We start from the raw sequence: 25,455 nt of genomic DNA, 5'->3' as shown, positions 1-25,455 counted from the left end.
GGTCAGGTAGGGCATCGCTACGGGCGGGAAAAGATGTGAATCGGCCGCACAATAGAACGGCCTATCGACGGTGTACGCTCGCCGTTCCGGTTCGGTTTTGCGGAGCGGTGCCGATACGGGACGCGAGTTCACCCGGCGGGCCGACCCACGCACCGCGTTCGAGCGCGGACTCGATGATGCGGCGGTAGAGGCGACGGTGGCCTCGGAACTCGTCGGCGAACATCCGCGGATGCCAGAGGATGGTCATCACGGCGTCGTTTTCGGCCGCTTCGGCCAGCACTTCCTCGCAGGCGTTCCACGCCGTCTCGAAGTCGTCGCCGGGGTCCGGCACCGCGATGTCCATCATCGTGAGCGGGAAAACGAGGAACTCGTCGTCGAACGGGCGCTGTACGCCGTATCCGTTGTCGAACCCGTACTCGGAACTCGACCCGAGGCTCGCGTCGTACTTCAGTCCGATGTCGCGATGGTGTTCCCAGGTCGAATCGCTGCGATTCAGGTGGTGTTGCCGACCGCCGCGAACGCGGTGACCGAGGGCGGCCTCCAACGCCGTCTTCTGGTCCCGGAGGGCATCGCGGTCGTCGTAGGAGTCGTAAGAGCCGTGGAGGCCGACTTCCCACCCGCCGTCGTCCAGTTCGTGAAGCACGTCGAGGATGTCCGCGTCGAACAGGTCGTACCGACCGAGGTGCTCTATCCAGTAGCGCGGATTGAGCAACTCGTTCGGGGACTTCTGGAAGATGGACTCCTCCTGCAGGAAGTAGAACGCCGACCGAACGCCCAGCGACTCCTCCAGTTCCATTATCTCCTCGAACTGCCACCACGGGTTGACGCCCGGCACGAGCGCCGAGAGATGTTCAGGATTTCGGTCCTTGAGGGCGTAGTACGGGGCCTGCAGTCGCTTGTACGGTCTATCCACGTCGTGGGTCAAACACAGTTCGAATTCATAGCCGGGTAACATCGGAAAGCACCTCCACGATTCGTTCAGCAGCGGTTCCATCGCCGTAGGGTGTTGGCTTCTCCGTCGGCGTCGTCGCGTTCGAGAGGGCGGTTCGAATCGCCCCTTCGTCCGCGCCGACGAGCGTGTTCCACCCGCTCTCCACCGTCTCGACCCACTCGGTCTCGTCACGGAGCGTGACACACGGCGTGTCGAGGAAGAACGCCTCCTTCTGGACGCCGCCCGAATCGGTGGCGACGGCCGTCGCGGCGTCCAGGAGGGGGACGAACTGCCGGTAGCCGACGGGTTCCGTCAGCGTCAGTTCGCGCTCCGCTCGGCCGTAGAGGTCGAACTCCTCCAGTCGGGCGACCGTTCTGGGATGGGCCGGGAGGACGACGGGACGCGGGTCCGAAACCAACGCGTCCACGATCGCCTCCAAGTTGTCGGGGTCGTCCGCGTTCGTGTCCCGGTGAACGGTTGCGAGGACGAACTCCCTGCCGTCCACGTCGAACTCGGAGAGGATGCTCCTGTCGGCCCGTTCGCGGGCCCAGAGGAGCGCATCGTACCCCACGTCGCCGCTGTTGTGGACGCCCTCGGTGATTCCCTCGCGCGCGAGGTTGGCGGCGGCGTCGGTGGAGGGGACGAACAGCAGGTCCGCGGCGTGGTCGGTGAGGACGCGGTTCGTCTCCTCGGGAATCTCGCTCCCGCTTCGCATGCCGGCCTCGACGTGGGCCAGCGGCGGGTCCATCTTCGAGGTAGCGATGGCCGCCGCGAGCGTGGAGTTTGTGTCGCCGTAAACGAGCACCGCGTCCGGTTCTTCGGCCTCGATTTCGGCCTCCAACCCGGAGAGCATCGCGCCGGTCTGTCTGCCGTGCGTGTCGGACCCGACGCCGAGGTTGGTATCCGGGAACGGGATTGACAGTTCCTCGAAGAACACGTCCGACATGTCCTCGTCGTAGTGTTGCCCGGTGTGGACGAGGACCTCCTCGTGGTCTACGCGGAGGACCCGGGAGACGGCGGCGGCCTTGACGAACTGCGGACGCGCGCCGACGACGGTCAGTACCTTCATTCGCAGTCCACCTCCAGGTCCGCGTTCTCCTCCCTGTCGAAGGTCATCGCCAGCACGAGACAGATGCCGCCGAGCAGCACCGCGGTGAGACCGTCGCTCGACTCCCGCTTGCGGCGAGCGAGCGAGAGCACCCCGGCGGCGGTTCCGAGCGTCCCGAGTCCGTAGAGGAACGCGAGCGGATGGAAGTCGCGGACCAGATACTTCGTCTTCAAACGCCAGAGGAAGCTCCACAGCAACAGCGCCGAAAGCTTCGGGATGAACGTCGAGTAGCGAATCGTGCTTTGCTCGTCGCCGTAGACGGCGGGCATCGTCACGTCGGCGACCCGCATGCCATGGACGTTCAGGCGAACCAACAGGGCGTTGGCGAAGCCGTAATCGTCGTACACGTCCTCGATGTCGAGGTTCGAGAGCGCCCGCCCCGAAATCGCGGTGTACCCGTTCTGCGGGTCCACCATCCCCCAGTAACCGCTCGCGACCTTCGTGAGGAAGGTGAGAAGCCAGTTGCCGAAACTCCGCCACGCCGACATCCCCTCGCGGAATCCCGGCGTCGAAAGGCGGTTCCCCTTCGCGTAATCGGCCCGGCCATCGACGATCGGTTGGATGATCCGTTCCAGCATCTCCGGGCGCATCTGTCCGTCCCCGGCCATCACCGCCGTCACGTCGATGTTCTCCTCGTGGGCGCGACAGTACCCGGTCTTGATGGCCGCGCCGACGCCGCGGTTTTCCGTGTGGCGAATCGGCACGACGCGCTGGTCGAACGTCATCCGTCCGTCGCCCATCGCCCCGCCGTCCGCGACCGGGTCGGCGTGCTGGGCGTGGGAGCAAATCTCCTCCCACGTTCCGTCCGTCGAGCAGTCGTCGACGGCGTACACCCTATCGACGAAGTCGGGGACGGTGTCGATGACCCGACCGACCAATCCCTCCTCGTCGTACGCCGGAACGACCACCGCGACGGTGTTTCCCTCGTACATTCAGTCACCTCCGATGGTGTAGACGCGGTGGTCGGTCCACGAGAGGTCGAGACAGTTTCGACCGTCCACGACGGCCATCGGTTCGAACCCGTCCCAGTCGATGTCCGCGAACTCGTCGTGGTTCGTCACCAGCACCGCCGCGTCGAAGTCGTAGTCGGAAAGCGATTCGAGCGGCAGTTTCGTCGCCTCGAAGCCGTCGGCGTCGGGGAGCACCGGGTCCACCGCGAACGTGTTCGCGCCGCGTTCGGTCAGGTCGGCACAGATGGGTCGAGCCGGGGCCGCCCGCGTCTCCTCGACGCCGGGACGGTACGTCAGGCCGAGGACGAGCACCCGCGAATCCGCGAGCGATTTCCCCTCCTCGGAGAGCATGGACTCGACCTTTTCCACCGTGAACGCGGGCATCGAATCGTTCACCTCGCGCGCGGTAGTCAACAGCGGGAACTCCTCGTCGAACTGCCGGATGAGGAAGTACGGATAGTACGGGATACAGTGACCGCCGACGCCCGGTCCCGGCCTGTGGATGTCACAGAACGGTTGGGTGTTCGCCGTCTCGATGGCCTCGTTGACGCTGATTTCGGCCGCGTCGGCGATTTTGGCGAGTTCGTTCGCTAACGCGATGTTGACGTCGCGGTAGACGCCCTCGAACACCTTCACGGCCTCCGCGGTGGTCGCGTCCCGCACCGCGATGACGTCGTTGTCGGTGAGTTCGCCGTAGATGAGTTCCGCGACGCGCGCGCTCTCGTCGTCCACGCCGCCGACCACCTTCGGGTAGGCCCCGCGGATGTCCTGCAACGCGCGTCCGCTGGACGTGCGTTCCGGACAGACCGCGACGCCGAACTCCTCGCGCGCGAGGTCACTTTCGCGTTCCAGCATCGGGAGCAGCACGTCCCGAGTCGTTCGCGGCGGAACCGTGCACTCGACGACCACGAGGTCGCCGGGGGAGAGTCCCGCCGCGATGCTCTCCATCACGGATTGGAGGATGGCGAGGTCGGGTTCGTCGCTGTCCGTTATCGGCGTCGGGACGATGGCGACGTGGATCGCCGCGTCCCCCGCCGCCTCGGTCGGCGACTCGACCGCGCGAAGCGCGCCGTCGGCCACCGTTTCGGAAACGAGTTCGTCCAGACCCGGTTCACGCTGGACATGACAGTCGCCGCGATTGATCGCCGCCACCACGTCCGGGTCGACGTCCGCGCCGACGACGTTCCCGCAGGTGTCGGCGTACACCGCCGCGAGCGGCAGGCCCATCTTTCCGAGGCCGTACACCGCGACCGGAACGTCGCCGGAGAGGAACGCTTCGCGCTGTTCCGCGTTCGTCGCGTCGTTCGCGTAGAGAGTGGTCTGCTCTCGCAGGCTCACCCGAGATGCACCTCCCGCTCTTTCGGCCCGGACGCCAACCCGTCAATTTTCCGCGCGACTTCGAGAACTCGAAGGCCGTCCTCGCCCGTGACGACGGGCGTCGAGCCGTTTCTCGCGCTCCGGACGAACGAGCGGAGTTCGTTCTTCAGCGGTTCGCCGTTCTCGACGGTCGGACGCTCGATGATGCTCTCGTGGCGGTAGCGAAGGTCGCCGTTGTCCTCGATGTACTCCGGCATGGAGTGACGGTGAATCTCGACGGACTGGTTGGTGTAATCGACGTTCACCCGGCACTCCGCCGCGGTGATCGAGAGCTTTCTGACCTTCTCCTGTGTCACCCGACTCGCTGTGAGTCCGGCGACGACGCCGTCGTCGAACTCGATGCTCGCACTGGCGTAGCGGTTGTCCCGCGTGCCGACCGCGGTGACCGACGTGATATCGTCGTCCACGAGCGACAGGAGGACGTCGATGTCGTGAATCATCAGGTCCATCACGGCGCTCACGTCCACCGCGCGTCCCTCCGGCGGCGGGCCGAGTCTCTGTGCGTCGATGGCGATGATGTCGAGTTCGGAGACGATCTCCGAGAGCGTTCGAATCGCCGGGTTGAATCGCTCTATGTGCCCGACCTGAATCGTCACGTCCGCCTTCTCCGCGCGCGAAATCAGGTCCAACCCCTCGTCGGGGTCGGCGACGAACGGTTTCTCGACGAGGACGTGAACGCCGCCGTCGATGCACTGTTTCGCGGTTTCGTAGTGGTACGGTGTCGGAACGGCGATGGAGGCGACGTCCGCGTTTTCGATGGCCGTCTCCATGTCGATCGCTTGCGTCCCGTGATTTCGGGCGACCTCCGCCGCGTTCTCCTCGTCCACGTCGTGAATCCCGACGAGGTTCACCTCGGGGAGTTCGCTGTAGACGCGGGCGTGATGGCGGCCCATGCTTCCGACGCCGATGACGACTGCGTTCGTTGGTTCACTCATAACTTGTGATGGCTGATGCGATGGTTCGCACGTCGTCCCCCGACAGTCCGGGATGGACGGGCAGCGAGAGGACGTTCTCGGCTACCTGCTCCGAAATCGGAGCCTCGTGGTCGACGTGGTCGTACGCTGGTTGTTCGTGAATCGGCGTCGAGTAGTAGATACCCGTCCCGACGCCTTCCGATTCGAGGTGCTCCCGGAGGCCGTCCCGGTCCTCGGCACGAATCGTGTACTGGTGGTAGACGTGCCGACAGGCGTCCGGTTCGATGGGCGGCTTGACCGCCGCGTCCCGGAGTCGGTCGGTGAGATACGCCGCGTTGGCGCGCCGCGCCTCGTTGTACTTCGGCAGGCGCGACAACTGTACGCGGCCGATGGCCGCGGCCATGCTGGTCATCCGGAAGTTGTGGCCGAGGCGAACGTGGTCGTATCCGCCGCTCGCCGTGCGGCCGTGGTTGACGTAACTCGCGGCGCGCTCGGCGACGTCCCGACGGTCGGTCGTCACCATTCCTCCCTCACCCGTCGTCATGTTCTTCGTCGGGTAGAAGGAGAAACACGCCGCGTCGCCGAACGACCCGACGGTCCGACCGTCGTATTCGGCACCGTGTGCCTGTGCGGCGTCCTCGACGAGCGCGACGTCGTGTGTATCGGCGATGTCCTGCAAGTGGCTCATCTCCGAGGGCAGTCCGTACAGGTGGACCGCGAGAATCGCGTCGGCCTCGTGTTCCCGCACGGCCTGCTCGGTCGCGTAGGTGTCGAGCGTGTACGTCTCCGGGTCGATGTCGGCGAAGACCGGTTCCGCACCGGCCAGCCGAATCGCGTTGGCGCTGGCGACGAACGAGAAGGGCGACGTTACCACCCGGTCGCCCGGCCCGATGTCGAGCGCCTCGAAGGCGGCGTGGAGGGCCGTCGTTCCGTTGCTCGTGGCGACGCCGAACTCGGTGCCACAGAAGGCCGCGAACTCGTCTTCGAACTGCCGGACCTCCGGCCCGTCCGCGAGCTGTCCCTCTTCGAGGCAGGCGGTGGTCGCTTCGATCTCTTCCTCGCCCAGTTTCGGGTCGGCGATGGGTATCACAGTTCGTTCCCTCCGCCGAGCGACTCGGGAAGCGGTCGGATCTCCGCGGGTGCGCCGACCGCAAGCGTCTCCGGCGGGACATCGTCGGTCACGACCGCACCGGCGGCGACGAACGCCCCGCTACCGACCGTGACTCCGGGAAGGAGGGTCGCGTTCGCCCCGATGGAAACGTCGTCTTCGAGCGTCGGACCTTCAAGGTCGCTCGACTGTCGAATCGGGTACGGGTCGTTCGTGAACGTGGCCGCCGGGCCGACGAACACTCGGTCGCCGATGGTGGTATTCGTCGGGATGTAGACGTTCGTCTGCATGCTCACGTTCGAGCCGATGGTCGTTTGGCCGTCGATAACCGCGTTTGTGCCGACGATAACGTCGTCGCCGATGGTGGTCTCCTCCCGGACGAGCGCACCGTGGCCGGTCGTAAAGTCGTCGCCGATGGTCACGTCGTCGTAAATGACCGTTCCCGAACGGATGGTCGCGTCGTCGCCGATGACCGGAGGCGCGGAATCGTCCGAATAGGCGTATCCAACCGTCGTTTCGGAGTGGCCGGTCCGGTCGTGACTCCGTTGTTCGGTCACGGGCGACCACCCCAGCGGAGACACGAATCACAGGGCGTGTCAGTGGATGGTAGTGAGTTCATAGGTTAGTTCGTGAATTCGCCCGATTCCGCCACGCAGGCGACGGAAGGGCGTTATCCTGCATGCTCTACCTGTCCTCTTTGTTATACGCTCCTTGGCGGCAGGTAGTTCGGGACTAGCCCTTCCACGAGGCCTTACGGCGCCGAAATCGACGTTATCCTGTCGGGAACGGTCGGTATCAACGGATAGACGAACTGTATGGCGACACTACCCCGAAACAGCACCGTGGTAACAAAGTGGGGAAGCGGTGATTGCCGGTGTATGCGGTGGTGGCATCCGTGACTACAGGGTGGTCACGTACGCGAACGGAGGTGTATTGGTTTCGATGAGCGAGCAACTGCTGTCTTCACACAATGGCTAGTTCCGGACTCTCACAGGACCAAGTGTTCGAGGTTCTCAAGAGTCCACGGCGGCGCTACGCGCTCTACTACTTGCGTCGGGAGGGAGGTCTCGTCGAACTTTCGGACCTGACCGACCAAGTGGCGGTGTGGGAAAACCAGACCACGCTGTCCAGCTTGACGAGCGAGCAGCGAAAGCGCGTCTACATCTCGCTCTATCAGACCCATCTCCCGAAACTCGATGACGCGGGTATCGTCGAGTACGACCGCGACGAGGGGACGATTTCGCTCTCTCGACGCGCACGCGAACTCGACACGTACCTCGGGGACGTCTCCAGACCCGCGCTTCCGTGGGACAGGTACTACCTCGCCCTCTCTATCGGGAGCATCCTCCTCGTCATCGGCGTTTGGTTCAACGTGTACCCGTTCGCGCTGATTTCCGGCATCGCCACTGCCATAATCATCCTCATCGTGTACGGCGTTTCGGCCATCGGTCAGTATCTCTACTACCGACGCCGAACCGTACAGGGATTACCGCCGGAACTGCGGCGTGCAGAAGGGCAATGAAGAGCGCCGCTTACTGTCTGTTTTCGACGTTGCAAACGGCGTCCGGGTCGGCGAGGATGAACGCATCGTCGCGGAGCATCTCGCTGTCCTTCGGAAGGAACATGAGACGGCCACGGCCGTCCCGACGGGCGCGGATGACGTCCCATTCGTCGATCTCGTAGCCGAGGTCACCTTCGAGGTCCGGGTCCGTTGGAAGCCGCTCCCAGAGAGGTTGTCCCATCGATCACTCCTCCGTTCCGAGTGAAATGCGTGCGTTGCCGTCGATTTGAAGGCGTTTCAGGTCGCCGGAGAAGCGGTAGCCGTCCTTGCCGCCGAAGACTTCCCCTTCGACGCGAGTGCCGTGGACGGAGTCGTGCTTGTTCACCGACCCGAGGGCATGGGATTTCGCGACCGAACCGTCCACGTCGAACGAGTAGGCGTTGGAGCCTTCGTTTACGGTTCCGTCGATGACGATTGTCTTCGGCAGGCCGAGTTTACCCGGCGTGACCTTCGTGCCGTTGAAGAAGACGGTCGCGTTGCCGTCGAGGCTGAAGCTCGCGAGCGTTCCGGAGAACCGATAGCTGTCGGTACCGCCCGCGACCGAACCCTTCGCCATGCCGTGCTTGAGGCTGTCGTCGCTGTCCTTCGACGCACCGCGGTCGGTGGATTTTCGCACTTTTCCGGCGACCTCGAACTCGTAGGAGGCGGGCGCACCGGAGTTCGAACTGGAGATACTGATGACGTTCGGGAGACCCCGTGCTTTGGCCTGTTTTTTCGCGGTGGACTGCTTGCGGTTGCCGGAGCTACCGCCCGCGCCGCTCGCGGCTTGTTCCGCGGTCATCGGAACGCCTTTCGGCGGCGTCAGGTCCGCACTGCTACCGGTCCGGGTGTTCGTCTTCGTGACCGTCCCGCCGTGGGCGGTCGAGATGGAACCGACGATGTCACAGTTTCGAAGGTGGGTTTCGCCGTACCACGACCAGATCGCGCGCGTGTTCTTCGAACCGGGGGCGGAACAACCGACGCCACAGGCCTGATTTCCGCTCGTATCGACCACGGTGTTCGTCACGTTGCAGGGGCGTGTCTTCCCGTTGAGGCGGACGTTGGCGATGGTGTTGCCTTTGAAGTACGAGGACTCGACGTGGAGGTTCCCGCCGTACCCTCGTGCTCCGGGACCCGAACCGTACAGGCCGTTGTCTATCATCTTCGCGATGTGGACGTTACGGAAAGTGATGGTGCCGCGGTGGGGGAGGTTCGCGTTGAGCCAGATTCCACCGCTCTTGGTTCGAGCGACCTGTCCGTCGCCCATGTAAACGTTCTCGACCAATCCGGTGCCGTTCGTCGCCGAGACACCGGGTGTCATGAGGTAGTGTCCGCCCGGATGCGTGCCTTTGAATCCGACGTTTCGAACTGTCCATCCGGACCCGGTGGTGAGGATCTGTGCGGATGCACCGTTCGCCGTCATATCGATGAGGACGTTTTCGAACGTCTCACCGTCGCCGACCTCGATGGTCTTTTTCGTCCCCGCCGGGACGGTAATGGTTCGATACTTCTTTCCGGTCGCCGAGCCGGCGGCTGCGAACGCCGCCGCCGTCGCTCCGGCGAATTTCAGATACGAACGTCGCTTCAACAGACCGTTGTTCGGTACGTCGCGTACCGCATCGTCGCGTGCCATGAATTCAATGCCACAGTACCAATTTAAGTAAATTACGGTTCAGACCCGGGGGATTTGTAGAAATTTAAAGGTTATTGCTATCAGGACCTATGGATATAATGCTGACGTTTCCGCGCGGAAACGGTAGCTTACCGGGGATAGAACCCGTATCGACGGGAAAAGATGTCACATAATCGCACTAGTTGGCCGTTCAGTTGCCTTTTGCCGCCTGTTCCGCACTCTTCGGGACCGTCTTCGGAATCTTCGTCTTCGGGTTGCTGCCGACGTTCTTCGTCTCGACCGAGCCGCTCGTCGGTCCCTTCACCTGCGAGTTCTTCACCATGACCTCGCCGCCGTGGAACCCACCGTTCACCGCGTCGTATTCGGTGGTGCGGACATCACAGTTCTCCACGATAATGGGAACATACCAGCCCCAGATTCCGCGCTTGTTCGGTCCGTTCGGGTGATGTACGGGAGCGCCGTTGTTCTCGATGACGGTATCCTTCACATGCGAACCCGGCGTTCCGAGGCGGACGTTGGCGATGTCGTTGTTCGCACAGTAACAGCCCTCGACTTTGACGGGACCGCCCGACCCGGCACCGTTCGCCGCACCGGGACCGCTCCCGTACAGACCGTTGTTCGCGTACTTCTGAATGTTCGTGTTCCGAATCGTGAGGTCGCCCTCGTGGGGCGCATTCGCGTTAACCCAGAGACCACCGGGTTGGGCCTCGTTGGCGCTGTTCGTCTCCGCGCCGTCGCCCATGTAGACGTTCTCGATGACACCCTTGCCGCCCGAGGAAACGCTCGGCATGATACTGAAGAAGCCGAAATTGGTCGCGCCACAACCGCCTTTTAACCCGACGTTTCGGATCGCCCAGTCGCTTCCACTGGCGCGAATCGTCGCCGCCGCGCCCGGAGCGCTCTGGTCGATCAGGGTGTTCTCCAAGTTCTTGCCATCGCCGACCGTGATGTCCTTCGTGCTGCCAGCGGGGACGGTAATCGTCTCATACTCGCTCGCACTGGCGCTTCCGCCTGCCACGCCGAGACCGACTGCGGTCGTTACCGCCGCACCTGCCGCTTTCAGGAACGATCGCCGGTTACGTTCGAATTTCTCGTTGGTTTCGATCCGCTTGTGTGTCGTTTCGTCGCGTGCCATTGCAGGTTCAATGCTATCTTACTGATTTAAGTACGTTCCGATTCTCCTTCAATGCTGTATTGCGAATTTAAGTGTACTGGCCGAATCGAGTGGAGCGGCGAGTGGACCGCCGAAGGTCAAGATCTCCGCCACCGTGGAGCCGGCACTATATACCGGAATCAGGGTAATTCGCGTCGAAACCGGGGAAACGTTGTATTGAGACGCACGCTCGCCCTACTATCCCGTTCGATACGGAATTCGAGGAGTACGACCCGAATATACGGCCGGAAACCCACGCATAACAAAGGACGAAGGTGGGGTTTCACGAGGCAGCATGGATTGTCAGATGCAGACCCTTCTCATCGGCATCGACGCGGGGTGCCGGTCCGTCCTCGAACCCTTGTTCGAGGAGGACGCGCTGCCGAACCTCCGCTCGATATTCGACGAGGGGTCATCCGGGCCACTGGAATCACAGCTTCCGCCGTGGACGCCGAGCGCGTGGCCGTCGCTGTACACCGGAGTCAACCCCGGGAAACACGGCGTGTTCGGCTTTCTTCACTTCGACGGCTACGACTGGGACGTCGTTAACGCGAGCCGCGTCCGCGAGTACACGCTGTGGGAACTGCTCGATCAACACGGACTTTCGAGCGTCGTCGTCAACGCACCGGTCACGCACCCGCCGCGGGAAATCGACGGCGCGGTACTGCCGGGATACACCGCGCCGGAGAACCCGGCGTGCCATCCCGACGGGCTTCTCGACGACGTTCGGGAAGAAATAGGCGGTTACCGGGTGTATCCGCCGCGAAACCTCCCCGAGGACAAATCGGTCGAATGGTATCGCCGTCTCACACGCATGCGCGGTGACGCATTTAGATACCTCGCGGATCGGTTCGACCCCGACTTCGGCTTCGTTCAATTCCAGAGTACGGACACGCTGTTTCACGAACATCCCGGCGACGAGGACGTCGTCCGCGCCGTCTACGAGGCGGTGGACGAACAGGTCGGGAAAATCCTCGACGCCTGCGACCCGGAAACGGTCGTCGTCGCCAGCGACCACGGCATCGGCGAGTACACCGGCTACGAGTTCCGGGTCAACGACTTCCTGCACGAGGAGGGGTACGTCGAAACCGCCCGCGGCGGCGAAGGGATGCCGTCGTGGTCCACCATCGCGGGCAACCAACTCCAGCAAGGGAAGGAGAGTTCGCCGCGCGAACAGGGGATGGCCGAGCGGGGACTCACCATCGCCGCGAAGGTCGGCATCACGAGTCAACGAATCGGTGCCGTCCTCGAACGCGCGGGATTGGACACGTTCGTCGCCGAGCGCGTCCCGGAGGACTTCATCCGTGCGGCGACCGAACAGGTCGACTTCCCCAACTCCGTCGCGTACATGCGCGACCGAATCGAGTGCGGCGTCCGACTCAACGTCGAGGGGCGCGACCCGAGTGGCGTCGTCTCGCCCGACGAGTACGAGTCGGTTCGCGCGGAGATAATCGAGAAGCTACGAGGCGTCAGGACGCCCGACGGCGACCCCGTATTCGAAACCGTTGCCCCGCGCGAGGAGTTCTTCACCGGTCCGTACAGCGATGACGCCGTGGACATCGCGTGCGTTCCCGCCGAGTACGACCAGTTCCTCTCGGCCCAACTGCGCGGCCAGCAGTTCGGGAAACCGCGCGAACCGTGGAACCACAAGCGAAACGGGATTTTCGCCGCGGCGGGCGCGGGAGTCGACCCCGATGCGAGCCTCGACGGTGCCCACCTCTTCGACGTGGCACCGACGATTCTGTCCACCTTCGGACTCCCGACGAGCGACCGGATGGACGGGCGCGTCCTGCCCGTCGTCGAGCCGGCGGGCGAGCAGCGCTACCCCGCGTTCGACGCGGGTGAGACGGTCGAAACGGACGACGAGCGCGTGGAAACGCGACTTGCAGACCTCGGATACCTCGAATGAGTGTTACAATCGAAAAGAACGGCATCAGGGTAGAACGGACGAACGACGTGGAACGCTGGAACGGACTCGTGGAGCGGTCGCCACAGGGGGCCGTGTTCCACCGGTTAGAGGCTCTCGAAGTGCAGGCGGATCACACGGGCGCGACGTTCCATCCGCTCGTGGGCTACAAGGGACAGGAACCGGTCGGGCTGTTTCCCGCCTTCACCATCTCGAAAGGAGGTGTGACCACGGCGTTTTCGCCGCCGCCGAATCTCTGGCTCCCGCACCTCGGCCCCGTCCTGTTGAACATGGGGAAACTGAAGCGACGGAAGGCGGAGCGACGACACCGACGGTTCATCGACGGCTGTCTCGACTGGCTCGACCGAGAGTTCGCGCCGAAGTACGTCCACGTTCGGACGGGCGGAAACTACGACGACGTCCGTCCGTTCGAGTGGAACGAGTTCGAAATTCAGCCGCGACACACCTACGAGGTAGACCTCACGCCCGGCGAAGACGACGTGCTGTCCAGTTTCAGCGGCGACGCCCGGAGCAACATCAGGACCGACGACGAACGGTACGAAATCCACGTCGGCGGGCCGAAAGCGATTCGAAAAATCATCGGGCAGGTGAAAGCCCGTCACGACGAACAGGACGAACCGTACCGCCTCTCGCCGCAGTTCGTCGTGGACCTCTACCGGTTCCTGCCCGACGGCGCGGTCCGACCCTACGTCTGTGACGTGGACGGCGAGTTCGCGGGCGGAATGGTCGCGTTGGCGGACGACGAACGCGTCTACCGCTGGCAGGGCGGCGCGAAACACGACCTCAACGTGCCCATCAACGACCTCGTGGACTGGGCCATCATGCGCGACGCGATGGAGGAGGGAATCCCGCGCTACGACCTCGTCGGCGCGAACGAGCGCCGACTCTGCGGGTACAAGGCGAAGTTCAACCCGGAACTCGTCCGGTATCACAGTTTGGAACGCGGCACGAGAATGATGAACCTGCTGACGGACATGTACAAGCGGTTCAGATAGGCAGGACACCTGACAAAACTTATTATTCGGCCATCGCTGGCGGAAGTATGGAGAATCCGCTCGTCGCGGCCGGAATCGCGCTCGTTTTCTTCGGCATCGGCTCGTTTTTCGGCCAAATCGGCATCATCATCGCGGGACTCGTGCTGGTCGCAATCGGACTGTCATCGCAGTCGGGAGGCGATTCCACGGACCCGGCCGACGAAGCGAACTGTCCGTCGTGCGGCGCGAGAATCGGCCCCGACAGCGTCACCTGTCACCGCTGCGGAACGGTACCCTCGACGGAATGAAAGACGTCAGGGAGTGATCGTTATCGACCGATTACCGGCGCGTAACGGACGATTTTCCGCGGCACGCCCGGCATGCCGTCGAAGAGCCAGAGGCAGAACACGCCCAGCAACAGGCCGAGTTCGAGCGCGATGTATCCCCTGATCGCCGGATCGCTGAGATGTGTGACGTAGTCGCCGAAGTACTCGTGAAATCGTGCCAGAAACCCGAGACCTGACCGGTCGGTCGGGACGGGAACGAGGGGCCACAGCAGGAAGTCATACGAGGGAGTCTTACCGACTGCGATGGGGTAGATGATGTCCCCCGCGAGGTGCGAGAGGTAGCCCACAGTAAACGCGACGCCGATATCGGTTCGCTTCGCTCGGTGGGCCAAGAGGAGTGCGACCGCCGACAGCGGGGCCGCGGTGACGAGCGAGTGGGCCAGCGAGTGCCCGCTCGGAAGCACCGACAGGGACCACGCGAGCGGTTTGTCCACGAGGTCGGGGAGTTGCGTCGCAACGCAGAGGACGACCACTGCGTCGCTTCGCGGCGCGCGTCCCGTCCACAGGCGTCTGAAAACGGAGTAGGAGAGATAGCCGAACGCGAGATGTTCCCACGGCCACATTATGCTGTCACGTTGACCCAAATCTGGGTGTGTTGAACCGCGTTCTTCGTTGTCGGGTCGCTTGGCGGGTCGCCCTTGTAGAGGAGATAGACGAGGCGAAGGTCCTCACCGGTCATGGTCGGATCGATGTCGTGGCGCGTTCGCCACCTCTCACCCGCCGAAACCCGACGGTCAAACCGACCTATTTCCTCGCGTTCCGTGACGCGCGCACCGCCGTTCGGACGCTGCTCCACGCGCTGAAGTTGAGCGACGACGGTGTACTCCGTCGTCTCGTCCTCGTGGTTCTGCACCGAGACGAACACGGGTTTCGGATCGCCCGCCGTGATGTTCGTGGGGTAACCCTCCGTGACGTAGTCCCCGTTATCGTTCCGCGTGAGCAACGACAGGTTCGAGAAGTGTTCCCCGTCCTGCGGGGCGGCGACGGCGAATCCCACGGTCGTCAGCGCGACGATGACCGAGAGGACGAGCGCCAGATTGAGTACCACGTCCGCCGCCGACTCCTCGTGAAAGATGACACGGTACAGATGGGTTACGCCCCCGCGGACCGACACCGACAGTCGGCTCTTTTTCGGGACGTTGAACCGGCGAACGACCGCGAAGATCGAGACGAGGAGCGTGAAAGCGGCGACGGCGGCGATGACGTACACCGGGACGAACGGCAGGCGAGCGAGCGAAAACAGCACTCCGACCGGCGTCAAAAGGGCGACGCTGACGCCGAAGGAGAGTGCACAGCGTTCGCCGCCCGTGACGCCGTGCTGTCTGACCCTTGCCGGACTCGTCCACTTCTGCGACTGCGACGACCCCTCCTTCGGGAACAGGAACGCGACGAGGGCGTACCCCGGCGCGAAGAACACGAGCGGAAGTCCCAACGCGACGGCGAGCGGGGTTCCGTACACCATCGGTTGTACGAGCGCAAGTGAAAGGAGTATGACGACGATACCGAGGATAGCTAAATCGACGGGGAACTCCAACACCGGCTGTGTGATTTTGGCCCACCAGGAGTCGTTCGTTTCGTGGCTCATGTCGGTAATAACTCACGTGTTGTTTTCGTGCGGTGCTGGTCCGTCCGTTGTTCTCGGAAAGGCATCGAAATCAGTCCGTGAGGGTCGTATTCTCGGCTGGTACTTTGTTATCCAGCGCGTACTTCCGGCCCGACGCTGTTCGATACCCCTACTACCCCGTCAACCCCTCGAAACCGCGGTTTTCGGCCCGGTAAGGGGTTATTGTGACGCGGAAGGAAGTCCATAACAAAGGGGATGAAGGCGAGATACACCTCCGTGCTTGCCAAGCAACGGCGAGTGAATGACGGTGATCGAATCTGAATTGGACACGCGCAACCGATGACTTGGACGAACAGATTCCCGACGGCGACGTGATGTTCGCCGTCGACGAAGACGAGGACGGCGACGAGTTAGCCATCATCGCCGACATTACACGAGACGAGGCGTGGATATCGATGCCGTTGGCGGCGGCGCACACGCTCTCGCAGTGCCGTTGACTCCGAACCACTTTTCACCGCCGTCTTCGGAGTGCATAGCCGATGGATTACACACTCACCGCGCTCGCGCTACTGACCGGACTGCTGACCGGCGCACTGTTCAAGTTCGTCGGCGCGCCGATTCCCGCGCCGCCCGAACTGCCCGGGATCATGGGAATCGTCGGTATCTATCTCGGATTCAAAATCGTCGACGCCGCGGGGTGGAGCGTCGACGCGCTTCTCACGACGCTCGCCGGATGAAACGGACGAAATGACGCATGTGTATCGACGCACCCGAACGGACAGCTTCTACGTGACCACTGAAAAACGAAGAGCAGCGCGACCACCGAATCAGCAATCGGCGCTACCATTCAAAGTCGGCAGGTGACACAACCACCCAGTCACTCACCGAAAGATCGTGGTCTTTCGAGCCGTCACAGTCGCGCCGCAATCGTGAGACACCGGAAAATCGGAGATTTTCCGGGCTACCGACTGAATGGAGCCGAACGACTCGCCCAGCGAGTCGTTCGGCAAAATGAAGGAGGTATGCTTTTGGTCCAGCTTTTACAGAGAGACTGCCAGCGGTCAGGTCGTTTCGACCCGACCGCTGGCTTTCGACCGTCGTAAAAGGTGGGTTCTTAGTAACTGCGTTCTTTCGGCTCGTACGTCTTGTTTTCGCCTTCGAGGATGGTCGGCTTGTACCAGAGTTGCGGCGTGCCGTCCTCCCACGAGAGGAGCGTGTGTTTCAGCCACACGTCGTCGCGGCGGTTCTGGTTCTCCTGTCGCCAGTGAGCGCCACGGAACTCGTCACGGGCCAACGCGCCGAGCGTGATGGCCTCGGCGAGGTCGATGAGGTTCCGCATCTCGATGGTGTGGATGAGGTCGGTGTTGAACGTGCGTGACGGGTCGTTGACGTACACGTCCTGATACTCCTCGCGGACCTCGCGGATGTCGCGAAGCGCCTGCTTGAGTCCGTCCTCGTTCCGGAAGACGTTGACGTTCGCCGTCATCGCCTTCTGGAGTTTTGCCCGGAGTTCGGCCTGCTGGATGCCGTCGTCCTTTTCGAGGAGGGTTTCGACGCGGTTTCGCTCGGCCTCCAACGCGGCTTCGACCGTCTGGGTCGGGTCGGCGAGCGTCGCGCCGCCGTCCGCCACCGCGCCGTCGTCGTCCGATGCGACCGCGCCGGGTTCGACGGGCGTATCGACGTCGCCCATCTCGGTGTCGTCCGTCTTGCCGGTCGTGATCTCGGGTTCGCCGAGGTCTTTCCCGGCGGCGTGACGGCCCGCGCGGGCGCCGAAGACGATGAGTTCGGGCAGCGCGTTGCCGCCGAGGCGGTTCGACCCGTGAACGGACACGCAAGCACACTCGCCCGCTGCGTACAGGCCGTCGATGCAGGTGTGACCGTTCTCGTCGGTTTCGATGCCGCCCATCGCGTAGTGCTGACCGGGTTTGACGGGCATCGGTTCTTCGAGCGCGTTGACACCCTCGAAGTCCTCCGCGAGATGGAGGATGTTTTCGAGGCGGTCCATGATGCGCTCCTCGCCGAGGTGGCGCATGTCGAGGTGGACGTACTCGTCTTCGATTCCGCGCCCGTTGTTCACTTCGGTCAGTTCGGCACGGGCGACCACGTCGCGGGAGGCGAGTTCGCCCTCGTTGTTCGCGTAGCCGTGTTCGAACATGAACCGCTCGCCCTCGCTGTTGTAGAGGATGCCGCCCTCGCCGCGTACGCCCTCGGAGATGAGAACCCCGGTCGAGGGAAGCGTCGTCGGGTGGAACTGGATGAACTCCATGTCCTCCAGCGGGACGCCCGCGCGGTAGGCCATCGCGGCACCGTCGCCGGTGTTGGCCACCGCGTTGGTCGTGTGGTCGAAGACCTGTCCGAGGCCGCCGGTCGTCAGGATGACGCCGTTTCGGGCGACGAAGCCCTCGACGTTGCCCGATTTGATGTCGTAGCCGACGACGCCGTGACAGTCGCGCTCCGCGGGATCGTCCTGATTCGTGACCGCGAGGTTGGTGACGTACCACTCGTCGTACACCTGAATGCCGCGTTTGACGACCTGCTCGTACATGGTGTGGAGCAGGTGATGACCCGTCTCCGCACCCGCGTAGGTCGTTCGGGCGAACGAGAGTCCTCCGAACGGGCGCTGTGACACCCGGCCGTCGTCCTCGCGGGAGAACGCCATCCCCCAGTGTTCGAGTTGAATCGTCTCTTTCGGGCTGTCCTGACAGAGCGTCTCGATCGCTGGGGCGTCGCCGAGGTAGTCCGACCCCTTCATCGTGTCGTAGGCGTGGAGTTCCCAGTCGTCGCCCTCTCTCAGTGCCGCGTTGATACCGCCTTCCGCCGCGCCGGTGTGGCTTCGCACGGGATGAAGCTTCGTGACGAGGGCGACGTCCGCACCCTCCTCGTGGGCCGCGATGGCCGCACGAAGCCCCGCACCGCCCGCACCGACGACGATTACGTCGTGTTCGTACATTGTGTCTGAATTAGGCTTACCAGAACTTGAGGTTGTTCTTCACCGCTTCCCGTTTGAGTTCCTGAATGTGCTGGGTCAGCGGGATGTCTTTCGGACAGACGTTCGTACAGGAGAACTGGGTCTGACAGCGCCAGACGCCGTGTTCCTGATCGAGGGTTTCGAAGCGGTGTTTCCGCATCTCCTCGCCTTCGCGTTTGTCCATGGCGAACCGGAACGCCTTGTTCAGCGCCGCCGGGCCGAGATACTGGTTGTCGCCGGCCGCGATGTTACACGAGGACATACACGCGCCGCACCAGATACAACGCGTGGACATCTTGATCTTCTCGCGGTTTTCGCGACTCTGGCGCTGTTCTTCCAGTTCGTCGCTCGGCTTGTCGTCCGTCTGGAAGTAGGGTTCGACCGAGTGCATCTGGTCGTAGAAGTGCTCCATATCGACCACGAGGTCCTTGACGACCTCGGCGTGCGGGAGCGGTTCGACGCGGACCGGCCCGTCCAAGTCCGAAATCTGGGTCTTGCACCCGAGTCGCTGCGTGCCGTTGATGAACAGCGCGTCGCTGCCGCAGATGGCCTGTCGGCAGGAGTGACGGAACGTGAGCGTCGTGTCGAAGCGGTCACGTGCGTACATCAACGCGTCGAGGACGGTCATCCCCTTTTCGAGGGGAACGTGGAAGTCGTCGAAGCGGGGTTCCATCTTCCCCTCGACCTCGGGGTCGTAGCGGAACACCTTGAGGTGGACCGTCTCCTCGTCCGTCTCGGGCGACTCCTGCGCCTCGGTTGACTGCTCGTTTCGGGCCTTCTTTTCCGCTCGGCGGCGGTCGCCGGGGGTTTCGATGCGCTCCGTTTCGGTTTCGGCTTCCGTCTCTTCGGATAGTTGCGTGCTCATGATATCAACCCGTTCATGACGAGTGCGACGTAGATTCCCTGTGCCGAGAGCAGAACGCCGGCCACGATGAGGACCCATTTGACCGCGGTCTTTCGACCGCCCGTGAGGCCCTGATTGAGCAGGGCGGCGTAGACGCCGTTGACGCCGTGGAACGCCGCCGTGATGAGGAACAGCGTCATCGTGAGGAAATACCCCCACTGGGACATCCGAGCCTGCGTCCCCGCGAACGTGATTTCGGGCGCGTGGTGGACGAAGTGGAGCATGAAGAAGTGGAACGCCAGCACGACGACGAGGAACGCCGCCGTGACGCGCTGAAGGAACCACGTCATGCTTCCGCTCTGGAAGGAAGAATAGCGCTCTGCCATTCAGAACGCCCCCTCCAAGAACGTCGGAACGCTCGCCAAGACGATGACGGCCGTCACGATGAGCGAGGCGTAAAAGCTCTTGTCCTGCGATTCGAGTCCGACACCCAAGTCGACGAAGAGTAGCCTGACGCCGTTGAGAATGTGGAAAACGGCCACGGCGAGCAGGCCCACTTCACCGATTCGGACGATGGTCAGCCCTTCGAGTCCTTGGATGGTGGCTCTGTAGGTCTCTGGATTTGCCGTGGCGGTACTCAGTACGGCGATGTGCGTGAACAGGTAGCCGATGAGTACCCATCCGGTAAATTTGTGGAAAATCCAGGCCCACATCCCGGCCGAAAACTCGCGCCAACGGCCGAAGTCCTCGATGAGGCCCCGGTTGTACGATTGACTCATTCCAATCGGATGGTCGGTACTGGGAGCAAATAGAAGTTACTACCTGTCCGCGTTCGCGCCGGCGAACTGCGGCCGCGTTGATAGCTCTTCCGAAGGGAGCGTCGGATGTCGGATTTCGGCGTAAAAGTGCCCCATCAGTTCGGTATTCGGACCTCTCACCCGTCCGACTTCCGTTTTGCGGCAAAATTAGCTGTCATCGAGTCGGCAACTCGAAGATTGCCGGTTTCTCGGTCGAGACGACCCCGGGATCACTGATCGGCGAGTTCGGGCGTGCCGACGTATCCCGGGGGTTGCACGTCGCCCTCGGTTTCGGCGTGCGCCCGGTCGCGTTTCAGCGCCCGGCGGGTGTCCGCGTTCAGTTCGACGATGTGACAGAGCGGATTGCCCGGATACACGACGGGGTTTTCGAGAACCCCGACGAGGAGGCCGGTGAAGGGTGCTTCGACGGTTTCGCGTTCCGTCTTGAACGGGTTCGTGATGGAACAGATCGGCGTCCCTTCGTAGACCAACGAGCCGCGGTCGTAGTGCATCTCCACGAGGCCACCGGCGTCCGCGCGAAGCCACGTCTTTTCCTTCTCGTCGTCGATGACGGTCCGCCATCCGGGCCACTTCACTGGGTCGTCCGGGTGGAAGTTGTACTCCGCGAAGACGCTCATCACGCCTTCGAGCGCCCGGTCGATGAAGTGTCGCTGAAACCGGTGGGCCTCGCCCATCTCGATGGTTATCGTCGGCGCGCCGCCGTCGGTCACCTCCCGTCGAAGCGTTCCGGAGGGACCCGACGAGGAAATGATGACGTTCGAACCGAACGCGCGCGCCAACCGGGCGACGTCGGGGTCCTGCATGTCGGCCCTGACATGGAGCATGTTCGTCCGGCCGCGTGTGGACGTGTGAAAGTCGATGCCGAGGTCACACGGTTCGAGGAAGTTCCGATATATCTGATCGGCCATCCGTTTCGCGCTCGTCGAATCCTCACGGCCGGGGAACGAGCGGTTCAGGTCGCGGTCGTAGATCGGGAGGTATCGCTGTTGGGCGAGGAAGCCGGGGACGTTGAGTACGGGCAGGCAGACGATCGTGCCGTGTAACTCCTCGTGGTTCCAGTCGTAGGCGACCTCGCGGACGACCTCGATACCGTTGAGTTCGTCACCGTGCGCCGCCGCCGAGAGAAAAACCGTCGGTCCCGGATACTCCCCGTTGATGATTGTGACGGGAATCCGTACGGGATCACCGAGATACGTCTCGCTGATTCCGTACCGGATGTTCTGCGTCTCGCCCGGCTTCACGATACCGCCATTGTAGGTAAACGGCTCCGCATCGTCCCCGGTCATGTACAGCACTCAGGGGCGACCGCATAAAAACATACTACTACATCTGTCTGATTCCGAAACCATTCCATGAGGGTCGTTGACGCTTCAAATCAAGTGAGAACGATTTAAGGCCGAACGGGCGAAATGTACCCTCACATGGATTCTGACGGTTCACCTGTTCGCGTAGGGATACTCAGTCTGCACAACAGCAAGGAAACGAAAGCGATCTGCAACGCCATCGAAGACCTCGGCCACGAACCGGAGTGGCTTCGCCACGAGAACACGGCGGTCGAAATCGAGGACGGGTCGATCACGCTCGAACCCGACATCGACGTCGTCGCGAACCGACTGCTGCTGTCCAATACCGAACAACCCTCGGAGGCCCTCGGTCTCGCAAACATCTACGACTCGCTCGTACCGACCCTCAACCGTCCCAAAGCCGTCATGACGGCGATTCACAAGTTCTCCACCGCCGCGAGTCTCACGAGTGCGGGCGTCCAAGTCCCGGACGCGCTCCTCGCGCTCAACACCGACCGCCTGAACGACGGGCGATCGAACTACGGCGAGGAAGCCGTCTACAAGACCGCCATCGGAACGCACGGCGGCGGGACGTGGAAGGTCGGCGCGGACGAGTTGGTCAACCCGCGCGTCGGCGAACGACAGGCGTTCCTGCAGGAACTCATCGAGCGCGACGAGGGGCGACACCGGGACCTCCGCGTCTACGTCGTCGGCGACCGGATCGTCGGCGCAATGAACCGCTACGCACCGGAAAACGACTGGCGGACGAACGTCGCGCTCGGCGGCGACGTCGAGGACATGACCGACGCGCTTCCCGACGACGTGGTCGACATCGCCCGCCGAGCGACCGACGTTATCGGCCTCGACTACGCCGGCGTGGACCTCATCGAGGGACACGACGGCTGGTACGTCCTCGAAGTGAATCCGACCGCCGGATTCAAGGGGCTGTACAAGGCGACCGGACGGAGCGCGGCCCCGTACATCGCAAAAGTCGCGATCGAAGCGGGCGGCGGCGAAGTGGACGACACCCGCGTCGAGGAACTCACCGCCACGCTGGACGACTCGGTCCCATCGTGTAAACCCGTCAGCGCCACGGCGGAACCGACGGAACCGGTCGTCATCGGCTACACCGAGGAGGTCTTGGTGAGCGGAACGAGCGGGTCGGAAACGGTCGTCGCCAAATCCGACACCGGTGCCACTCGGTCGAGCATCGACACCAAACTCGCGGCGCAGATCGGTGCCGGACCCATCAAAAGCATGACGCGCGTCAAGTCCGGAAGCCGAAAGTCGAGCAAATCGCGCCCAGTCGTGGACGTGGTCATCGGCGTCGGCGGCAACCGCCACACCGTCACCGCGAGCATCGAGGACCGAGGTCACATGGACTACCCGGTCCTCCTCGGCCGCGACATCCTCGAACACTATCAGGTGGACGTGCGCCGCCGCGTCGACGGCGAGGAGGAAGCCGAGATGGAAGAAGAGGAAGAACAGGAAGGGTGATCGACCGCGTTCGAAGGTGACGTGAACAGGGACTCCCAGAAAACCACCAAACACGCCGTTTTTTACGTTCGAATCCCTACCGAAGGACAGTATGGAGACATCCCGCGACGGGAATGGGACGGATTTCGATGACGTGGAGACCGTCCTCCGAACGGACCCCGTGATGGCTAAATTGCTCGACAAACACGACCCGTACACGGAGACGAACTGGACGGAGTACGAGCGGCTCTGTATCTCCATCATCAATCAACAACTGTCGACGGCGAGCGCCGCGGCGGTGAAAGAGCGCGTCTTCACCTTGCTCGGCGACGTGACGCCGGAAGCGGTACTCGCCGCCGAGAAGGCGGCCCTACGGGACGCCGGGCTTTCGCGAACGAAAGTCGAGTATCTGAAGAACGCGGCGCGTGCGTTCCAGCGCGACGATTTTACCGTGGAGGGGTTGGCCGACCACTCGGACCAGGAGGTCGTGGACGCGCTAACCGAAATCAAGGGCGTCGGGGACTGGACCGCGAGAATGTACCTGTTGTTCGTGCTGGAGCGCGAGGATATTCTCCCATTGGGCGACCTCGCGGTTCGGCGCGGCATCCAGCAGTTGTACGGCGACGGTGAGGAGTTGACGCGCGAGGAGATGCGTGAAATCGGCGAACGGTGGCGGCCGTACCGTTCGGTCGCGACCCGATACATCTGGGCGGAGTACGAGTCGGACTGATCGGAAAACGATCATCGTTGCGACGGACGCGTATCGAATCCGATCGGGAAAAGAACGAAGAGGGTCGTCAGGGTTCCTCGTACCGCGGGACGGAATCGTCAGCCGTCGTGCCCGTGGCCGTCATCGTCGTCGTGGCCGCGTCCGTCGCCGTGATCACCGTGATGGTCGCCGTGGTCGTGTCCGTGTCGATGGTGGTGATTCCGAATGTTCCGCCACACGGCGTGTTTCGTGTCGAGGTGGCCCTCGCCGTGGTATGTCGGATTGTGCAGGTCGCGGGCGGTGGCTTCGAGATGCGCTCGCACTTCGGCGGGCGTCGCGTGCGGGTTGACGCTCTTCACCAGCGCTGCGACGGCGGCCACCTGTGGTGCTGCCATGCTCGTCCCCGCCTTCCACGCGTACGCGGGAACCATGTCCGCGTCGTCGTCCTCGTCGCCCCAGTCGAAGACCGTACTGAGCACCATGTCGTACTGTGCGTTGGCGTCCTCGGACGCTTCTCGGTCGAAGTTCCCGCCGGGGGCACTGATGTCGATAGCCTCCGCGCCGTAGTTGGTGTAGTACGCCGGTTCGGTCGTCGGTTCGCGGAGACGGCGAAGCGCCCGCCGGTAGTGACGACGGTCGTGATGCCAACCGCCGTGGCCGCGTTTTTCCTCGTGCTTCTCCTTGCGCTTCTCGTCGTCCCAGAGGAACCCGATGGGACCGGTCGCGCTGATGCTCAACACGTTGTCCGCCTCGTTCGGGAGGCTGATGACGTCGCCATCCTCGTCCAGATTCACGGCGTCGTTCCCCGCCGCTGCCACGAGGAGCGTTCCCTGTTCGTTCGCGAAGTCCGCCGCCCGTTCGATGGACTCCTGTAACAGTTCCGTGTCGGCATCCTTCGGGAGCGGATACGCGCCGAGACTCATGTTCGCCACGTCGGATTCGATCTCCGCGCTGTGTTCCATCGCGGCGATGATGTCGCCGAAGACGGCGAACGGTCCGGTGAACACGCGAAGGGCGACGAGGTCGGTGTCGGGTGCGGTGCCGATGACGCCGTCTTCGTTCGATCCGTCCGCGGCGATGATGCCCGCACAGTGCGTTCCGTGGTCGCTCAGTATCGGGTTGAAGTCCCCGCCGTCGCCGGTGAAGTTCATCGAGAGGTCCGTGTTGAGCGCGTGCCGGAGGTCCGGATGCGTTTCGAGCGCACCCGAGTCGATGACCGAGACGCGCGTTCCCTCCCCACGCGTCTTGCGGTGGACTTTCAGGACGTCCTGTGCCTGTTTGTCCCATTGCAGGTCGTAGCGCGTGTCGTGCGGATGGTGGTGGGGGTGCTCGTGGTGTTCGGTTTCGGCTCGATCGAACTCCATCTCGACGTCCTTCGAGTGGCGCGTTCCGCTGACGTCGCTCTTTTCGCCCTCGACCACGGCGATGTCGATCTGGTCCAACCGATGGACGACTTCGAGTCCGTCGAGAACGTCGGACGAGGCGTCCCGTAAGTCGACGATATATCGATCTTCCTGCGACCGTGCCGAAACGGTCGGTGTCGTCAGCGCTACTCCGGTTAGTGCGGCCCCTGCACCCTTCAAGAAAGAACGGCGCGTCGGTTTTCGTGGCATTCGTTTACATATACTATCATCCACATATTAATCTTAATATTCGAAATTATTGCAAAATATAAGAGTAGGAGGTTTTTTATCAGAATGCTATCCAGTTGAATCGAATTAGTCGTCGGAAGAAGGAGATGACGAGGTGATGAGACGGCGGAAATGCCACGAAGACGACGGATGAAAGGGCAGTCGTTCCCCGATTCGGATTCGCGGAGAAGGGATAGATA

Annotated in this window: 26 protein-coding genes; 8 read left to right on the top strand and 18 right to left on the bottom strand. The window is 62.9% G+C overall.

The window, feature by feature from the left end; all coding sequences use genetic code 11:
• Positions 1-61: 61 nt before the first annotated feature.
• Genes ACGYLY_RS03345 through ACGYLY_RS03315 form a run of 7 tightly spaced genes read right to left on the bottom strand, consistent with a single transcriptional unit; the run spans position 62 to position 6,945 of the window.
• Positions 62-955 carry a polysaccharide deacetylase family protein gene (locus tag ACGYLY_RS03345; protein ID WP_395282984.1) on the bottom strand — a complete coding sequence of 298 codons (894 nt, stop codon included), beginning with the start codon at positions 953-955 and terminating at the stop codon, positions 62-64.
• On the bottom strand, positions 939-2,000 hold the full coding sequence (gene wecB, locus ACGYLY_RS03340; RefSeq protein ID WP_395282985.1) for a non-hydrolyzing UDP-N-acetylglucosamine 2-epimerase: 1,062 nt from the start codon (positions 1,998-2,000) through the stop codon (positions 939-941). Before wecB ends, ACGYLY_RS03345 begins: the two co-directional genes overlap by 17 nt.
• Complete coding sequence (locus ACGYLY_RS03335) at positions 1,997-2,971, bottom strand: glycosyltransferase family 2 protein (protein ID WP_395282986.1); 975 nt, start codon at positions 2,969-2,971, stop codon at positions 1,997-1,999. The genes wecB and ACGYLY_RS03335 overlap by 4 nt, the downstream gene beginning before the upstream one ends.
• Positions 2,972-4,327 carry a nucleotide sugar dehydrogenase gene (locus ACGYLY_RS03330; protein ID WP_395282987.1) on the bottom strand — a complete coding sequence of 452 codons (1,356 nt, stop codon included), beginning with the start codon at positions 4,325-4,327 and terminating at the stop codon, positions 2,972-2,974.
• Entirely contained in the window at positions 4,324-5,301 is a 978-nt protein-coding gene (locus tag ACGYLY_RS03325) for a Gfo/Idh/MocA family oxidoreductase (RefSeq protein WP_395282988.1), read from the bottom strand. Before ACGYLY_RS03325 ends, ACGYLY_RS03330 begins: the two co-directional genes overlap by 4 nt.
• The gene (locus ACGYLY_RS03320) at positions 5,294-6,370 is read right to left on the bottom strand and encodes a DegT/DnrJ/EryC1/StrS family aminotransferase (RefSeq protein ID WP_395282989.1); all 1,077 of its coding nucleotides are present in this window, start codon (positions 6,368-6,370) and stop codon (positions 5,294-5,296) included. The genes ACGYLY_RS03325 and ACGYLY_RS03320 overlap by 8 nt, the downstream gene beginning before the upstream one ends.
• Positions 6,367-6,945 (bottom strand): acyltransferase, encoded by a 579-nt coding sequence (locus ACGYLY_RS03315; RefSeq protein WP_395282990.1) that lies wholly within the window; start codon positions 6,943-6,945, stop codon positions 6,367-6,369. The genes ACGYLY_RS03320 and ACGYLY_RS03315 overlap by 4 nt, the downstream gene beginning before the upstream one ends.
• Before the next feature lie 413 nt (positions 6,946-7,358).
• Between ACGYLY_RS03315 and ACGYLY_RS03310 the strand changes: the two genes are divergently transcribed.
• Complete coding sequence (locus tag ACGYLY_RS03310) at positions 7,359-7,910, top strand: hypothetical protein (protein ID WP_395282991.1); 552 nt, start codon at positions 7,359-7,361, stop codon at positions 7,908-7,910.
• Positions 7,911-7,920: 10 nt separating this feature from the next.
• On the opposite strand, the gene ACGYLY_RS03305 is transcribed toward ACGYLY_RS03310, so the two are convergent.
• From ACGYLY_RS03305 to ACGYLY_RS03295, 3 genes are all read right to left on the bottom strand, one after another.
• Complete coding sequence (locus ACGYLY_RS03305; RefSeq protein ID WP_395282992.1) at positions 7,921-8,130, bottom strand: hypothetical protein; 210 nt, start codon at positions 8,128-8,130, stop codon at positions 7,921-7,923.
• 3 nt (positions 8,131-8,133) lie between these two features.
• Positions 8,134-9,561 carry a hypothetical protein gene (locus ACGYLY_RS03300; protein ID WP_395282993.1) on the bottom strand — a complete coding sequence of 476 codons (1,428 nt, stop codon included), beginning with the start codon at positions 9,559-9,561 and terminating at the stop codon, positions 8,134-8,136.
• A gap of 190 nt (positions 9,562-9,751) precedes the next feature.
• Positions 9,752-10,696 carry a hypothetical protein gene (locus ACGYLY_RS03295; RefSeq protein WP_395282994.1) on the bottom strand — a complete coding sequence of 315 codons (945 nt, stop codon included), beginning with the start codon at positions 10,694-10,696 and terminating at the stop codon, positions 9,752-9,754.
• A 313-nt stretch (positions 10,697-11,009) separates the two neighbouring features.
• Between ACGYLY_RS03295 and ACGYLY_RS03290 the strand changes: the two genes are divergently transcribed.
• Genes ACGYLY_RS03290 through ACGYLY_RS03280 form a run of 3 tightly spaced genes read left to right on the top strand, consistent with a single transcriptional unit; the run spans position 11,010 to position 13,923 of the window.
• Complete coding sequence (locus ACGYLY_RS03290; RefSeq protein ID WP_395282995.1) at positions 11,010-12,623, top strand: alkaline phosphatase family protein; 1,614 nt, start codon at positions 11,010-11,012, stop codon at positions 12,621-12,623.
• Complete coding sequence (locus ACGYLY_RS03285; protein ID WP_395282996.1) at positions 12,620-13,636, top strand: lipid II:glycine glycyltransferase FemX; 1,017 nt, start codon at positions 12,620-12,622, stop codon at positions 13,634-13,636. Before ACGYLY_RS03290 ends, ACGYLY_RS03285 begins: the two co-directional genes overlap by 4 nt.
• Before the next feature lie 47 nt (positions 13,637-13,683).
• Positions 13,684-13,923 carry a hypothetical protein gene (locus ACGYLY_RS03280; RefSeq protein WP_395282997.1) on the top strand — a complete coding sequence of 80 codons (240 nt, stop codon included), beginning with the start codon at positions 13,684-13,686 and terminating at the stop codon, positions 13,921-13,923.
• A gap of 20 nt (positions 13,924-13,943) precedes the next feature.
• Here the strand turns inward: ACGYLY_RS03280 and ACGYLY_RS03275 are convergent, their stop codons facing one another.
• Positions 13,944-14,525: a metal-dependent hydrolase gene (locus ACGYLY_RS03275; protein ID WP_395282998.1), complete on the bottom strand. Its 582-nt coding sequence runs from the start codon at positions 14,523-14,525 to the stop codon at positions 13,944-13,946.
• Positions 14,525-15,547, bottom strand: coding sequence for a DUF1616 domain-containing protein (locus ACGYLY_RS03270; protein ID WP_395282999.1), 1,023 nt, complete (start codon positions 15,545-15,547; stop codon positions 14,525-14,527). Before ACGYLY_RS03270 ends, ACGYLY_RS03275 begins: the two co-directional genes overlap by 1 nt.
• Positions 15,548-15,870: 323 nt before the next feature.
• On the opposite strand from ACGYLY_RS03270, the gene ACGYLY_RS03265 reads away from it, so the two are divergent.
• Together ACGYLY_RS03265 and ACGYLY_RS03260 are read left to right on the top strand one after the other, a co-directional pair.
• A complete protein-coding gene (locus tag ACGYLY_RS03265; protein WP_231182747.1) occupies positions 15,871-16,023 on the top strand; it encodes a hypothetical protein in 153 nt (50 codons plus the stop codon).
• A gap of 42 nt (positions 16,024-16,065) precedes the next feature.
• Entirely contained in the window at positions 16,066-16,263 is a 198-nt protein-coding gene (locus ACGYLY_RS03260; RefSeq protein ID WP_395283000.1) for a XapX domain-containing protein, read from the top strand.
• Positions 16,264-16,640: 377 nt separating this feature from the next.
• Here ACGYLY_RS03260 and ACGYLY_RS03255 read toward each other — a convergent pair whose 3' ends face one another.
• From ACGYLY_RS03255 to ACGYLY_RS03235, 5 genes are all read right to left on the bottom strand, one after another.
• On the bottom strand, positions 16,641-18,476 hold the full coding sequence (locus ACGYLY_RS03255) for an FAD-binding protein (RefSeq protein WP_395283001.1): 1,836 nt from the start codon (positions 18,474-18,476) through the stop codon (positions 16,641-16,643).
• Between the two features lie 16 nt (positions 18,477-18,492).
• On the bottom strand, positions 18,493-19,359 hold the full coding sequence (locus ACGYLY_RS03250; protein WP_395283002.1) for a succinate dehydrogenase/fumarate reductase iron-sulfur subunit: 867 nt from the start codon (positions 19,357-19,359) through the stop codon (positions 18,493-18,495).
• Complete coding sequence (locus tag ACGYLY_RS03245) at positions 19,356-19,724, bottom strand: succinate dehydrogenase hydrophobic membrane anchor subunit (RefSeq protein ID WP_395283003.1); 369 nt, start codon at positions 19,722-19,724, stop codon at positions 19,356-19,358. The genes ACGYLY_RS03250 and ACGYLY_RS03245 overlap by 4 nt, the downstream gene beginning before the upstream one ends.
• A complete protein-coding gene (gene sdhC, locus ACGYLY_RS03240) occupies positions 19,725-20,117 on the bottom strand; it encodes a succinate dehydrogenase, cytochrome b556 subunit (protein WP_395283004.1) in 393 nt (130 codons plus the stop codon).
• 248 nt (positions 20,118-20,365) lie between these two features.
• On the bottom strand, positions 20,366-21,442 hold the full coding sequence (locus ACGYLY_RS03235) for a succinylglutamate desuccinylase/aspartoacylase family protein (protein ID WP_395283005.1): 1,077 nt from the start codon (positions 21,440-21,442) through the stop codon (positions 20,366-20,368).
• 135 nt (positions 21,443-21,577) lie between these two features.
• Here ACGYLY_RS03235 and ACGYLY_RS03230 point away from each other — a divergent pair, with 135 nt between their 5' ends.
• Together ACGYLY_RS03230 and ACGYLY_RS03225 are read left to right on the top strand one after the other, a co-directional pair.
• Positions 21,578-22,936 (top strand): RimK family alpha-L-glutamate ligase, encoded by a 1,359-nt coding sequence (locus ACGYLY_RS03230; RefSeq protein ID WP_395283006.1) that lies wholly within the window; start codon positions 21,578-21,580, stop codon positions 22,934-22,936.
• A 91-nt stretch (positions 22,937-23,027) separates the two neighbouring features.
• Positions 23,028-23,645 (top strand): DNA-3-methyladenine glycosylase family protein, encoded by a 618-nt coding sequence (locus ACGYLY_RS03225; protein WP_395283007.1) that lies wholly within the window; start codon positions 23,028-23,030, stop codon positions 23,643-23,645.
• A 98-nt stretch (positions 23,646-23,743) separates the two neighbouring features.
• Here ACGYLY_RS03225 and ACGYLY_RS03220 read toward each other — a convergent pair whose 3' ends face one another.
• A complete protein-coding gene (locus ACGYLY_RS03220; RefSeq protein ID WP_395283008.1) occupies positions 23,744-25,237 on the bottom strand; it encodes a S8 family peptidase in 1,494 nt (497 codons plus the stop codon).
• Between the last annotated feature and the right edge of the window lie 218 nt (positions 25,238-25,455).

The organism is Haladaptatus sp. CMAA 1909 (assembly GCF_043952005.1).
In the GTDB taxonomy this organism is placed as follows: domain Archaea; phylum Halobacteriota; class Halobacteria; order Halobacteriales; family Haladaptataceae; genus Haladaptatus.
Note: the sequence above shows the minus strand (reverse complement) of the source record. Positions and strands in the feature narration are given on the sequence as shown.

Coding starts and splice junctions, on each gene's coding strand:
- ACGYLY_RS03345 (WP_395282984.1), bottom strand. CDS start 955: ATGTTACCCGGCTATGAATTCGAACTGTGTTTGACCCACGACGTGGAT.
- wecB (WP_395282985.1), bottom strand. CDS start 2,000: ATGAAGGTACTGACCGTCGTCGGCGCGCGTCCGCAGTTCGTCAAGGCC.
- ACGYLY_RS03335 (WP_395282986.1), bottom strand. CDS start 2,971: ATGTACGAGGGAAACACCGTCGCGGTGGTCGTTCCGGCGTACGACGAG.
- ACGYLY_RS03325 (WP_395282988.1), bottom strand. CDS start 5,301: ATGAGTGAACCAACGAACGCAGTCGTCATCGGCGTCGGAAGCATGGGC.
- ACGYLY_RS03310 (WP_395282991.1), top strand. CDS start 7,359: ATGGCTAGTTCCGGACTCTCACAGGACCAAGTGTTCGAGGTTCTCAAG.
- ACGYLY_RS03305 (WP_395282992.1), bottom strand. CDS start 8,130: ATGGGACAACCTCTCTGGGAGCGGCTTCCAACGGACCCGGACCTCGAA.
- ACGYLY_RS03300 (WP_395282993.1), bottom strand. CDS start 9,561: ATGGCACGCGACGATGCGGTACGCGACGTACCGAACAACGGTCTGTTG.
- ACGYLY_RS03295 (WP_395282994.1), bottom strand. CDS start 10,696: ATGGCACGCGACGAAACGACACACAAGCGGATCGAAACCAACGAGAAA.
- ACGYLY_RS03290 (WP_395282995.1), top strand. CDS start 11,010: ATGGATTGTCAGATGCAGACCCTTCTCATCGGCATCGACGCGGGGTGC.
- ACGYLY_RS03285 (WP_395282996.1), top strand. CDS start 12,620: ATGAGTGTTACAATCGAAAAGAACGGCATCAGGGTAGAACGGACGAAC.
- ACGYLY_RS03280 (WP_395282997.1), top strand. CDS start 13,684: ATGGAGAATCCGCTCGTCGCGGCCGGAATCGCGCTCGTTTTCTTCGGC.
- ACGYLY_RS03275 (WP_395282998.1), bottom strand. CDS start 14,525: ATGTGGCCGTGGGAACATCTCGCGTTCGGCTATCTCTCCTACTCCGTT.
- ACGYLY_RS03270 (WP_395282999.1), bottom strand. CDS start 15,547: ATGAGCCACGAAACGAACGACTCCTGGTGGGCCAAAATCACACAGCCG.
- ACGYLY_RS03260 (WP_395283000.1), top strand. CDS start 16,066: ATGGATTACACACTCACCGCGCTCGCGCTACTGACCGGACTGCTGACC.
- ACGYLY_RS03255 (WP_395283001.1), bottom strand. CDS start 18,476: ATGTACGAACACGACGTAATCGTCGTCGGTGCGGGCGGTGCGGGGCTT.
- ACGYLY_RS03250 (WP_395283002.1), bottom strand. CDS start 19,359: ATGAGCACGCAACTATCCGAAGAGACGGAAGCCGAAACCGAAACGGAG.
- ACGYLY_RS03245 (WP_395283003.1), bottom strand. CDS start 19,724: ATGGCAGAGCGCTATTCTTCCTTCCAGAGCGGAAGCATGACGTGGTTC.
- sdhC (WP_395283004.1), bottom strand. CDS start 20,117: ATGAGTCAATCGTACAACCGGGGCCTCATCGAGGACTTCGGCCGTTGG.
- ACGYLY_RS03235 (WP_395283005.1), bottom strand. CDS start 21,442: ATGACCGGGGACGATGCGGAGCCGTTTACCTACAATGGCGGTATCGTG.
- ACGYLY_RS03230 (WP_395283006.1), top strand. CDS start 21,578: ATGGATTCTGACGGTTCACCTGTTCGCGTAGGGATACTCAGTCTGCAC.
- ACGYLY_RS03225 (WP_395283007.1), top strand. CDS start 23,028: ATGGAGACATCCCGCGACGGGAATGGGACGGATTTCGATGACGTGGAG.
- ACGYLY_RS03220 (WP_395283008.1), bottom strand. CDS start 25,237: ATGCCACGAAAACCGACGCGCCGTTCTTTCTTGAAGGGTGCAGGGGCC.